This window comes from Shewanella metallivivens, assembly GCF_028750675.1.
Lineage (GTDB): Bacteria > Pseudomonadota > Gammaproteobacteria > Enterobacterales > Shewanellaceae > Shewanella > Shewanella metallivivens.
This window is the reverse complement of record NZ_JAQQPZ010000001.1, coordinates 582,405-594,915: the sequence shown is the minus strand read 5'-3', so window position 1 is coordinate 594,915 and position 12,511 is coordinate 582,405. Positions and strand designations below refer to the sequence as shown.

The 12,511-nt window shown below is 43.7% G+C and carries 10 protein-coding genes, 1 tRNA gene and 1 riboswitch; of the genes, 2 read left to right on the top strand and 9 right to left on the bottom strand.

Annotation, left to right across the window (positions count from 1 at the left end):
* Positions 1-34: 34 nt before the first annotated feature.
* Positions 35-925: a LysR family transcriptional regulator gene (locus tag PQR79_RS02545; protein ID WP_238103596.1), complete on the top strand. Its 891-nt coding sequence runs from the start codon at positions 35-37 to the stop codon at positions 923-925.
* A gap of 75 nt (positions 926-1,000) precedes the next feature.
* Here PQR79_RS02545 and PQR79_RS02540 read toward each other — a convergent pair whose 3' ends face one another.
* The 8 genes from PQR79_RS02540 to thiC form a co-directional block, all read right to left on the bottom strand.
* Positions 1,001-2,401, bottom strand: coding sequence for a putative metalloprotease CJM1_0395 family protein (locus tag PQR79_RS02540; protein WP_238103595.1), 1,401 nt, complete (start codon positions 2,399-2,401; stop codon positions 1,001-1,003).
* A gap of 2 nt (positions 2,402-2,403) precedes the next feature.
* A complete protein-coding gene (locus PQR79_RS02535) occupies positions 2,404-2,688 on the bottom strand; it encodes a chemotaxis protein (protein WP_238103594.1) in 285 nt (94 codons plus the stop codon).
* A 209-nt stretch (positions 2,689-2,897) separates the two neighbouring features.
* Positions 2,898-4,016: a 2-iminoacetate synthase ThiH gene (gene thiH / locus PQR79_RS02530; RefSeq protein WP_238103592.1), complete on the bottom strand. Its 1,119-nt coding sequence runs from the start codon at positions 4,014-4,016 to the stop codon at positions 2,898-2,900.
* Entirely contained in the window at positions 4,013-4,783 is a 771-nt protein-coding gene (locus PQR79_RS02525; protein ID WP_238103590.1) for a thiazole synthase, read from the bottom strand. The genes thiH and PQR79_RS02525 overlap by 4 nt, the downstream gene beginning before the upstream one ends.
* Positions 4,784-4,786: 3 nt before the next feature.
* Positions 4,787-5,035 carry a sulfur carrier protein ThiS gene (gene thiS / locus PQR79_RS02520; protein WP_238103589.1) on the bottom strand — a complete coding sequence of 83 codons (249 nt, stop codon included), beginning with the start codon at positions 5,033-5,035 and terminating at the stop codon, positions 4,787-4,789.
* Positions 5,022-5,849: a HesA/MoeB/ThiF family protein gene (locus PQR79_RS02515; RefSeq protein WP_238103588.1), complete on the bottom strand. Its 828-nt coding sequence runs from the start codon at positions 5,847-5,849 to the stop codon at positions 5,022-5,024. The genes thiS and PQR79_RS02515 overlap by 14 nt, the downstream gene beginning before the upstream one ends.
* Positions 5,846-7,507, bottom strand: a complete 1,662-nt coding sequence (gene thiE / locus PQR79_RS02510; RefSeq protein ID WP_238103587.1) for a thiamine phosphate synthase — start codon at positions 7,505-7,507, stop codon at positions 5,846-5,848. The genes PQR79_RS02515 and thiE overlap by 4 nt, the downstream gene beginning before the upstream one ends.
* A complete protein-coding gene (gene thiC, locus PQR79_RS02505; protein WP_238103586.1) occupies positions 7,504-9,468 on the bottom strand; it encodes a phosphomethylpyrimidine synthase ThiC in 1,965 nt (654 codons plus the stop codon). Before thiC ends, thiE begins: the two co-directional genes overlap by 4 nt.
* A gap of 206 nt (positions 9,469-9,674) precedes the next feature.
* Positions 9,675-9,774, bottom strand: a riboswitch (TPP riboswitch).
* 220 nt (positions 9,775-9,994) lie between these two features.
* Between thiC and PQR79_RS02500 the strand changes: the two genes are divergently transcribed.
* Positions 9,995-12,136, top strand: a complete 2,142-nt coding sequence (locus PQR79_RS02500; protein ID WP_238103585.1) for a TonB-dependent receptor plug domain-containing protein — start codon at positions 9,995-9,997, stop codon at positions 12,134-12,136.
* Between the two features lie 233 nt (positions 12,137-12,369).
* On the opposite strand, the gene PQR79_RS02495 is transcribed toward PQR79_RS02500, so the two are convergent.
* A tRNA-Asp gene (locus PQR79_RS02495) sits at positions 12,370-12,446 on the bottom strand.
* Positions 12,447-12,511 lie beyond the last annotated feature (65 nt).

The window sequence follows — 12,511 nt, the reverse complement described above, 5'->3', positions numbered from 1 at the left end:
AAAATAACGTTAAACATTAGATTTGGAATAAAGCATGAGCCGAGCAAAATCAACGTTAGAACAATGGCGAATAGTGCAAGCGGTTGTCGATTTTGGTGGTTACGCTCAAGCAGCTGAAAAGCTCAATAAGAGTCAATCTTCACTTAATCACGCAGTGGCTAAATTACAACACCAACTGGGCATCAATTTACTCGAAGTAAAAGGTCGTAAAGCATATTTAACCGAGCAAGGTGAAGTGTTACTGCGGCGTTCCCGCCACTTAACCCAGTCAGTGGAAGAGCTGGAACAATTGGCCAGCAATTTAGGTCAAGGTTGGGAGCCCAATCTCATTATTGCCCGTGAACTTATCTACCCGATGGAAACGTTAGTACAAGCACTCAATGCATTTTTGCCACAAAGTCGTGGCACGCGAGTGACGATTATTGATTCGGTGATCACCGGAACCCATGAGCTAATCAATAATAAACACGTCGATATTGCTATTTGCACTACACCGCCAAAAGGTCATATTTGCGAGCCCCTTTGTGAAGCCAAATTTGAATTAGTTTGTCACCCCGACCATCCGCTTGCACAAGTCGGTGACATAGAAGATGACAAGCAATTAGCTCAACACTTACAAATCGTTATTAAAGATACTGCAACCAATACACCAAACGATATTGGCTGGCTTAAAGCAGAACAACGCTGGACAGTATCTAACTTTCACGAAGCAAAAACGATTCTAGCCAGTAATATTGGCTTTTGTTGGATCCCTAACTTTGTTGTACAACAAGAATTAGCAAATAAACAATTAGTTCGCTTACATTTACGTGGCAGCTCACAGCGTAAAATCATCATGAATTTGCTGGTTCCTGATAGGGATAATCAAGGCCCCGCGAGTAAGTTATTGGAGAGTTTAATTTTACAGCAACATAATGAACGTTAATTCAATACTTATAATCAGCCGCTTATCGTGTCATTAACATGATCTGAAAAAATTTGATTATGGTGAAGGAAGATTTTAGACGTAAAAAGCAATACGACTGTAACTGGGATCTTGCTGAACATTGGCAGCTAGCGCGTCTTGATAACCGCTATGTTGGCGATGGTTATTATGTCGCTCAGCGGATCCGGAGTGACGAATGTCTGATACATGGTGTTGTGAAGAACTCACAACATCTGATTGAGCATTGGCCGTTAGGGTTGACTGTGACGAAGTCACTTGAGTTAACTCTGTCGCCATCTCATTCGTAATATTGTTAACGACATTATCCATTAAACTAGAGGTTTCAGTCGCTTCATTCATGTACTTGGCTAAAGGGTCCACTGCATCGGGGTCGGCAAAAACATCACCTAGTTCGATTATTTTTTGGCTTTCTGCCGTACTCATGACCGACTGTTGTCGCTCTAAGGCTAATGCTTGTTTGGCTTCGCTAATGTTTTGTAACGCCTGCGCTGCGACCCTAATATCGGCCAATGATGGCTGAACAGGCGCCATCGCTGCAGCATACACTTTTTGCATTTTAGTCAAGGTTGCTTGTGGATCACCCGCAACCGTTGACACATCAATACTGACTTCACCGTCTACAGCGTATCGACGACCATCTGGCCCTTTTTCATATTCGTAAGTTGGACTTTGCGCCAAGCTCCCCCCCACTGCGGCATGGGCTTGTTCGTGAGTTTTAACCTCTACGTCTCGCTTAGTAAGCTCTGCAATCTCAGCGGCTTCTGCAAGCTCTATTTGTTGCTGCTTTTGTTCAATCTGTTTATTTATTTCTTGTTGTTGTGCATTTTGTTCAGATGCTTCATCTTCTACTTGCGTACTGGTATCAACAGATGATGCTTGTTGATTTGGTGTCGTCACAACAGTATCTGTGTGAGCTTGCTCAAAGGTATTAACGTCATCTGTCGTTGTTGGAGTATCGTTTTCAACGGCAAAGATATTAACAGGTGCTTCCTGTATATGACTGGCTGGGTATGGTCCAACCTGAGTGCTAGCCTCATTTACTTTAAAATGCCTTGTTGGCGCAGGCTCGGCCGCCTCACTTGAAATGGGTTGGTGTAATATAGCCACAACCGTTTTAGGGCCAGTTTTAAGACTGTAACTCGCGCGCAATGGTTGTGCTAGTTCGTGGCTTATTGACGGCGGTATCGCTGGAGAAGCTACATGGGTATTGGTATTGCTTTTTACCGGGGCAACATGATGGCGGCTTGATGCAGATAAAACCGAAGAAACTGATGAGTGACTAGATTGAGCTGATGAAGTTTGAGTGCTTGTTGATACCGAAGCAGTAGATAAAGAGGCAGTAGATAAAGAAACTAGAGATTGTCTGAGGGCAGCGGAAGAATGCTTGCTTGCATCAAGCTTATGGGGAGCGATACTCACTCCCCCCAACGAAACAGCACTCATGGCTGAAGACATATTTACACTTCGATATCAATCAAGCTACCGACGGTTTCTGAAGCCACTTCAATCACTTTAGTAGAAGCTTGAGCTTGATTAACCGATTGCGTAGCATCAATGAGAGCTGAAGTTTGATCGCTTTGACTCACCGCTTGCGAGCTGAGTGTAACCGTATCTTGAGTTGAAGCAGATACAGCTGGTTTTTGCTGGTCAGGTGTGGCAACTGAAGTTGTAGCTTGTGCTAAACCTTGTTGTGCACTTTGCAATCCCTGCATTCCTGATGCATACGCTGATTGAACTTGCATATTTTTGCTCCTGATAGCATTTATGAACCTAATATTCGCATTTAGGCTCACACTTTAGATTCACGCTTTAAACTCACTGCTTTAATTATGAGTTAAAATTAGTTAAGAATTTAAAATTAGTTATGAGTTTAAAATTAGACAAAATGTGAATTTAGTATGGCCTAAATAGCAATAAATGTACAGTTTTTGGGCGGTGTAGCGCCCGAGTATTAGTGAGTTATCCAGCCCATCTCCCAATCTTTCCATAAGGGATTGAAGCCACGATGTTTTAGTTGTGACACAACTTGTTCAACCGTACGATCATCACTTATCTCAAACTGATCTAACTCTCTGCTTGGGTTTTGATAGCCGCCAGGCTGTGTTGAGCTCCCTGCGCTTAAATGAGTGATACCCAATGGCAATAAGTTATCACGCAAACTCGATGACTCACGAGTAGACAAACTGATCTCTAACTGAGGGTTAAACAATCTAAACGCACAAATCAATTGCACAAGACCTGCATCCGACAACGTCACTTTTGGACTTATCCCGCCAGTGCAAGGCCGTAAACGGGGTAATGAAATACTGTAACGAGTTCGCCAATAGGTGTTTTCTAAATAGGCCAAATGGTGACCCATTAATAACGCATCGACACGCCAGTCATCTAAGCCCAATAATACCCCTAATCCTATTTTATCGACACCGGCTTGTGCCACTCTATCTGGTGTGTTGAGCCGATAAATAAAGTCTTGTTTATTACCTCGCGTATGGTGTTGTGCATAAGTCTGCGGATGGTAGGTCTCTTGATATATCATCACAGCATCAAGTCCTAATTGCCTTAAACGCTGGTATTCGATCAGCTTAAGTGGTTGCACTTCCATCGCAACCTGACTAAATGCCGCTTTGACTTGTGGCAACATTGATTCAAAGTACTTCATGCCGACTTTAGTTTCATGTTCACCAGAAACCAGCAACACAGAATCAAAGCCACGTTGTTTGATAATCGCGACTTCTTGCGCAAGTTCAAATGATGACAAGGTTTTACGCTTAAGTTTATTGCTCATGCTAAAACCACAATAATCACACTCATTGGCGCATAAGTTAGACAAATAAAGGGGTAAATATAAGCCGATATTAGCGCCAAAACGTTGCCGTGTTATTGCTGAGGCCTGTTGGGCCATGGGCTCTAAATACGCCATAGCGGCTGGCGACAATAGTGCCATTAAGCTGTTTAAGTTTGCAGTAGGGTTATTTAAGGCCCGCTCGACATCACTGGCAGTACAGCTATTGATTGTTAATGATAAACCACTTATCGATATCTGCTTAAATTCTTCAGCAAACGTGGTCATAACCTACCTCCTAAAAATCCGGTTAATGGACTCGATGCATGGGCGTGTTGATTAACGTGTCCAAGCCCCGCTTCATAAGCTTGCCTGCCAGCGTTGACTGCTTGAGCAAAACATTGCGCCATTTTGATAGGATTAGCACTACTGGCAATGGCGGTATTGACCAATACCGCATCTGCGCCCATTTCCATTGCCCTACAGGCTTGAGAAGGTGCGCCAATACCGGCATCGATAATCACAGGCACCGTTGCTTGTTCAATAATGATCTTTAAAAAAGGTTCACTTGCAAGGCCTTGATTACTGCCAATGGGACTGCCTAATGGCATCACAGCGGCACAACCTACCTCAGCTAAACGACGACATAACACTGGGTCTGCGTGTACATAAGGCAGCACAATAAATCCTTCATCGCACAGTTGCTTGGCTGCCAATAACGTTTCTACAGGATCTGGCATCAGGTATTTAGGATCTGGATGGATCTCTAATTTTATCCATGTGGTGGCTAACATTTCTCTGGCAAGGTGCGCAGCAAATATTGCTTCCTTGGCGTTACGTGCCCCAGCGGTATTGGGCAATAACTTCACGTCCATTGATTGCAGTGGCGCTAATAAATCATCATGTTTACTGTGTAAGTTAATGCGCTTCATTGCTAAAGTCACAAGTTGTGATTGCGACGCGGCTAACGCCGACAACATGGTTTGCTGATCGCTAAACTTACCCGTGCCGGTAAACAATCGGGATTTAAATTGATGGTCTGCTATCGTCAACATCGATTAACCTCCTGCCACGGCTGAAAATACGTTTATCCGATCATTTGCTTGGCACGTAATGTGATGCCAACCGCTTCGAGGGATAACAGTATCATTGACCACAATAGCCACACTCTCGGCATCAATATTGTTAATGGCCAATAGCCGCGACAAACTTAACTTTGATTCAAGCAACACAGTTGTTCCATTCAGCACTAGGCGAATAAAATCTGTTGTACCGGTTATAGATGGGCTTGTGTTATTTAGTGACATATACTGCTCCCTCGCTTTGCGCGCTGATGTGCAATGGCTGGCAAACATGGCATTGGTGGTCTCGGCGCATTTGAGCTTGTTGCCATGAAAATTCTTTGGCATTAAAACAATGCCATACCCCATATTGACTGAGTGTTGAACAGATATGCTGTAAGCCTAGTAAGGCTTGCATACTGGCTATGACACCCACAGCAGGCCCTAAAACGCCCTGTTGTGCGCAGTTTTGTTCAACATGAGTCTCACTGGGGTATAAACAGTGATAACAACCAGATAATGCCACTGTGGTATGGTCTGCAAAATTGAGACAAAACACGTGCCCCTGGTAACCACTAATGGCGCCACTGACTAACAGCAACTGGTGTTGTACACATATTTGATTAATCACATGGCGGCTGGTTAAATTGTCGGTGCAATCAAACACGACATCTGTTTCAACGAGTTTGTCAGTTACTTGGTTTTGATTAGTACGACTATTTTCAGCAGTGAGTTGAATGTTCACAGCGTCAATGTCTATACCATGGTGACTGCGACTTAATGCGCGCTTTGCCACAGCGACCTTGGACAGACCAATATCGGCAGGTGAATAAAGCAACTGCCTTGGCAGATTAGAAATATCCACAACATCATTATCAATAAGTAGCAGATGCTTAACCCCCGCAGCAGCAAGATATTGGGCCACCAGCTGACCTAACCCGCCCATTCCGATAATGGCAACCCGACTATTCATTATTGCTATTTGGCCAGCTTCACCAATGTCATTGAGTAACATTGTCCGTGAATATTGCAGGTACTCTTTGTCAGTTAAGCTGCTCATATTGCCACCTGATTGTCGTTGTTGAGTTGATGAACCGTAAGATATTTACGAGACCCTGAGAGATGAAGCCATGCTTGATGTAATTGCCGATAGGCCTCTGCCACATCGCTTGCGAGTGATATCGCCCTAACAACAGCAACATCGTCAACACCCGTGCTAGCAACATCTGCAAGACACTCTAGGTTTATTCCACCGATGGCGACAGTTGGGTAATGCTTAGCCACTAAACTGACATAACGACTAAGTTTGGTTAATCCTTGTGGCGCTGAGGGCATTTGCTTGGTGGTGGTTGGGTAAATATGCCCAAGAGCAATGTAAGCTGGTGAATATTGATGAGCGATTAAGACTTCAAAATAACTGTGACTCGAAATCCCTAGAGCGAGTCCAGCTTGTTGTATGGCAGCGATATCAAAACAGGTTAAATCTTCTTGCCCTAAATGCACGCCAAAAGCATGGTGCTTGATTGCCAGTTGCCAGTGATCATTAATAAATAACTGGGCATTAAATTCTTTTCCAAGTCTTATCGCTTCACAAATATCTGACTCTAACTGTTGTTGCTGTATAGGATCATCTTCATTAATGAGCTTGGCCCTAAATTGCACGGTTTTGCAGCCTGCTTCCAATACATGTGTTAAGTGACTCAAGCAATCTAGTACGGGATAAACACCTAACGGTGCAACACATGGTACTTTTGTCGGCTCGACATTGTTGTGGCTTAGCTTGATATTAACACCATTGATTTGCGGCATTAATAGCAAATTATCTGGCCAGCCAGTGCGCGCTAATACACCGGGGCCGTTGCCCACAGCACGGCTATGGATTAATCCATTAGTGACATAAGCCTTAGCCAACACAACGGCATCGTGCACGACATAGTCATGAGCAACAAAACTTGCAATTGCCGACGACAAAGTACAGCCACTACCATGATGATTACTGGTATCGACTCGGGCGCTGCTTAATAAAAACACTTGATTATCATAAAGCGTACTGGCCCCCTGCACTTGCCTACTGACATACACATCAATCGCTCGCTGTTGCTGCCAACTGGCATCTCCGCCTTTGGCAACTACATGACAATTAAAATGTTCAGCCAAACTTTGCGCCGCAAGTATCATGTTGTTTTGCTGATTATACATCTCTTTTGCCGGCACAAACGTTGGCAGTAAATTCGCACTTAGGTGGTATAGCTCGTGATAATTAGGTGTTATTACGCTAATTAAGCCCGCAAGCGGGCTAAAATTGATACGACTGTCACTTAAATAATCACCACTACTGGCAACTAACACTGGGTCTAATACCACAAAAGGCAGCTGCGATTGCTGTTGCAATTGCCTTAACCACTGAGCAATTAACCCTAACTGCTGCTGGCTAGCGATAAGGCCAATTTTAATCACTTTGGCGGGTAAATCTGACCATAAGGTATCAAGTTGCGCCAATAACATACTGGCAGACACGGGTTCGACCAGATTGACGCACAGTGAGTTTTGCGCTGTTGTCGCACTCATCACACAACAACCGTGACATTCTAGGTCATTAAAGGTCAATAAATCGGCTTGTATACCAGCGCCGCCGCCACTATCAGAACCGGCAATGGTCCACACAATTGGTCGTGAGCTAGCTTTAATGCTGGTGGCATCTTGAGATTGATTCATCATGATTCAACCTCTTCATTGACCGCATTAACCTCATGATAAAGCGCTGAACCTGAGGCCTTAAATTCGGCAGACTTTTGCGCCATGGCTAGGGTTTGATAAGTATTCGCCTCAGTGAGTTCAATAACTTTCCCGGAGGAGTGTGCGTCTGAGTGACTTATTGTTTGAGCGTAATCACGCACTTCTTGGCTTATTTTCATAGAGCAAAACTTAGGACCACACATAGAACAAAAATGCGCTACTTTTGCCGATTCTTGCGGTAAGGACTCATCATGATATTCACGAGCAGTCTCGGGATCTAACCCTAAGTTATATTGATCTTCCCAACGAAATTCAAAACGCGCTTTAGACAACGCATTGTCTCGAACCTGTGCTGCTGGGTGTCCCTTTGCTAAATCGGCAGCATGAGCGGCAATCTTATAAGCAATTAGTCCTTGTTTAACATCTTCTTTGTTGGGTAAACCAAGGTGCTCTTTAGGGGTGACATAGCACAACATTGCAACGCCATACCAGGCCATCATTGCGGCGCCAATGCCTGAGGTAAAATGATCATAACCAGGCGCAATATCCGTGGTTTGTGGACCTAACGTATAAAATGGTGCTTCATCACAATGAGCGAGTTGTTTTTCCATGTTGACTTTAATCAACTGCATTGGTACATGCCCAGGGCCTTCTATGATGGTTTGTACATCATACTTCCATGCCACTTTGACTAATTCGCCTAAGGTGGCCAACTCAGCAAACTGCGCTTCGTCGTTAGCATCGGCAATCGAGCCAGGACGCATGCCGTCACCTAACGACAACGACACATCATACTGAGCACAAATCTGGCATATCTCTTCAAAGTGTTGGTACAAAAAGCTCTCTTTGTGATGACTTAAACACCACTTTGCCATGATAGAACCGCCGCGAGAAACGATGCCAGTTAGACGCTTGGCCGTCATAGGTACATATCGCAGTAACACTCCCGCATGGATAGTAAAATAATCAACCCCTTGCTCAGCTTGCTCAATTAACGTGTCTTTAAACACTTCCCAGCTTAGGTCTTCAGCTACGCCATTAACTTTTTCAAGCGCTTGATATATAGGCACGGTCCCTATAGGAACCGGTGAATTACGAATAATCCACTCACGGGTTTCATGGATATAACGTCCAGTTGATAAATCCATTACAGTGTCGGCGCCCCAACGGGTTGACCACACCAATTTTTCAACCTCTTCTTCAATCGATGATGTCACTGCAGAATTGCCGATATTGGCATTGACTTTAACCAAAAAATTACGGCCAATAATCATTGGCTCAGCTTCAGGGTGGTTTATATTCAACGGGATAATCGCGCGGCCACGAGCAACTTCATCACGCACAAATTCGGGGGTGATTAACTGACCGATTTGAGCGCCAAATGCTTGGCCAGCGGCTTGCTGAGTAAGCACCTCATCCATTACCTGCTCACGAGCCATATTTTCACGTAGGGCAATATATTCCATTTCTGGTGTAATGATACCTTGGCGGGCATAGTGCATTTGCGTGACTCTTCGGCCCGATTTTGCCCGCCTTGGGGCATTCACCGCATCAAAGCGCAAATGATCTAATCCATCATCGGCTAAACGTTGTTGGGTAAAGCCAGAACTTACCTGGGTGAGCTGTTCACTGTCTTGACGCTCTTCAATCCAGGCTTGGCGTAATTTATTTAGGCCGCGGCGCACATCAATGTCAGCGTTAGGATCAGAGTATGCTCCGGCGCAGTCATATACCATCACAGGAGGATTAACTTGGGTAATGGGGTCAGTATTGCTGCCGCCAATATGGGTATCGCTTTGGCGAATTTGACGCATCGCAACACGGATGTCGGGGCGACTGCCAGCTAAATAAACTTTTTCAGAATTGGGGTGTTGTAAGGGGGTTAAGGTATCAATAAATTGTTGCGCATTCGCGCGAGTTTGACGACGGTGTAGTTTTGACATTAGCAACCTCATTAGTAAGAGTTTAGTTGCTTGTCAGGAGAGGTGTTGAGTAACGCTGCGGCGTAAATATAGGCTATCTACGACATCAATAATGGCTCTTTTACAATGGCGGAAAGTTGTTTGAATCAACACACAGAAAGGACTGTTATGATTAAACAACAAGTCTAACTATATAAATAACACAACCAAATTAACACTTTAAAATAGACATTATTACGCTTGTTTCCTTCGCAGGTTCTAGCCTGATCAGGTTCAACGGATCCCGAATAAACGGTCTCAGCCATAATGGCACTCCGACAAGATGTCTCGCAGTATAAGCAAGCTTAGTGGTAAATAACAAGCCCTTAAAAAACGAATGTTAACTTAAATATCAAAGTCAAAACATGGCTAGCCCCATTGCCATGCAACGAAAAATTACTGCTGCGACATTATGTCGCATACCGACTGTTCATTAGCAGGATATAATTTATCTGATAACAAAATGCAGTGAAATTAATTCACTATAAAACAATATCAGGTGATAACATTGACAACACGAATAACTCAACCTCTTATTTTTAATTTAAATTTATCTTGCACACTCTCATCAATATCATTAGCTATCTTACTCGCAATATCACCGCAGGCCGTTGCAGCACCACTCAATGCTGTTAACACTGAAACCATTGAGCGACTTGAAGTTCATGGTCAGCAATCTAACAATAACGATTTATTAGGCTCTGCCGAAGCATTATTGACACAACAAGGGGTCGATTTTTCACAAGCAGGTGGTGTGTCAGCATTACCCATTTTAAATGGCATGATGGGCGATAGGATTAAAATATTGATTGGTGGTAGTGATATTACCGCCTCATGTGCCAATCAAATGAATCCACCACTTTCATACATATCAGCAAATCAAATTGTATCTACGCAAGTGGTTGCTGGTGTATCACCTGTCAGTGCAGGCGGTGATAATATTGCGGGTGTGATTAAGATCAACAGTTTACAGCCCATATTTAATAACAGTGACGATGTGATTTGGCAAAGCGGCAATGTGTCTGGCGGATACACAAGCGTTAGCGACACCACACTTGCGGCCGTCAATGCTACCGTGGCAAGCAAAACATTCAGTGTTAGTTATCAAGGTTCATATGAAGATGCGAATAGTTATGTTGATGGCCATGGCAATACAGTGCTCGATACCTTATATCAATCACAAAACCATGCCTTAATGGCTGCCTGGCAAGACGACACACAAGAACTCGCAATAAAGCTCACTCACCAACATATTCCCTTTCAAGGTTTTGCTAACCAATACATGGATATGACCAATAATGATAGTGTTGGTGCAGTGGTACGCTATCAGTTAGATCTCGATAATGACGGTTTATTTAGCGCCCAAGTGAACTGGCATAGGGTTGAACATGAAATGGGTTTCTTTAGTGAAGAAAAAACCGGCAAAATGCCGATGGAAACCACAGGCAAAGATTTAAGCTATCAACTTCATTGGCAATTACCCATCGATAAAGACGCCACGCTTTTACTTGGTCAGGAGTATTATTTATATCAACTTGACGACAGTTGGCCAGCGGTAGCAGGCTCAACCATGATGAGCCCGTATGACTATATTAATATCAATAATGGTGAGCGAAAACGTGCTGCTGTATTTTCTGAATGGCAACAAACGCTAGACAGTCGCTGGTGGTTATCAGCAGGCATACGCTATGAATATGTATCAACCAATGCTGATGAAGTACAAGCTTACAACACCATGAGTATGATGGGAATGACCAATGTTAATGCGGCAGCCGCCGAGGCATTTAATGCCCTTGAACGGCAACGTGATGACCATATTATTGATGTTACACTACTGATGCGTTACCAACTCAGTGATAGCGAAACCCTTGAGCTTGGATTGGCACGTAAAGGCCGTGCTCCAAATTTATACGAGCGCTATAGCTGGGGGCAAAGCACTATGGCAACTACCATGATTGGTTGGTATGGCGACGGTAATGGCTACATTGGCAACCCAGATCTTAATCAAGAAACCGCCCACACATTAAGTGCAGTATATAAGCAAATCAATGATGACTTCTCACTGACAACCACAGCCTGGTATAGTGATATTATTGATTACATTGACGCCAATGTGGTGGGTAGTTTCAATAGTAGTGGACTCGAGGGTAACAGTCGCAACATTTTGCAATTCACGAATGTAGACGCCACACTCTACGGCGCAAAACTTGATGCAGAATATCAATTAGCTCAACAAACAAGTGGAAAGTGGTCAATAACTGCCAATGTCAGTGCAACACACGGTGAACGTAATGATACCCACCAACCTCTTTATCAAATCAAACCGTTACAGACAGAACTTAGCATGCATCACAAGCTTGGCGATTGGCAAAACAGTCTGACTTGGCAATGGGTAGCAGAAAAAGATCGCGTAGATAATAATCGTCTCGAAAATACTAGCGACAGTTATTCATTGTTAAATATAAGCAGCAGTATCACTTGGCAGCAAGCCACTATAACAGTCGCTGTAAAGAACCTACTTGATGAATATTATCAACTCCCTCTAGGTGGCGTCAGTATTGCTGAATATAAAGCAGACAATAACAATGGTTTTGAACAAATCGCTGGCGCTGGGCGCTCACTCGAACTGAGCGTTAATTATTCTTTTTAAGCTAGTGACTATGTGGAAATCGACATTCACCGTAATGCCCTTTCTTAACCGTTAGGGCTTTATTTTTTACGCTGATGCGTTATTGAATAAGTGAACTCGCGACCGGTGTCGTGGGCGAATGCTGAAGTCTTAATGCTTAATGCTTGATGCTTGATGCTTGATGCTTGAGGATGAAGATGTTAAATAAAAGACCAATAAAAAAGCCCTTACATTGCTGTAAGGGCTTGTTTATTTGGCGGAGCGGACGGGACTCGAACCCGCGACCCCCGGCGTGACAGGCCGGTATTCTAACCAACTGAACTACCGCTCCAAAACGGTTTGTTTACACTTAATAAAATAGTAACATCATAACGTGTTATATATTTTATTAAGTAC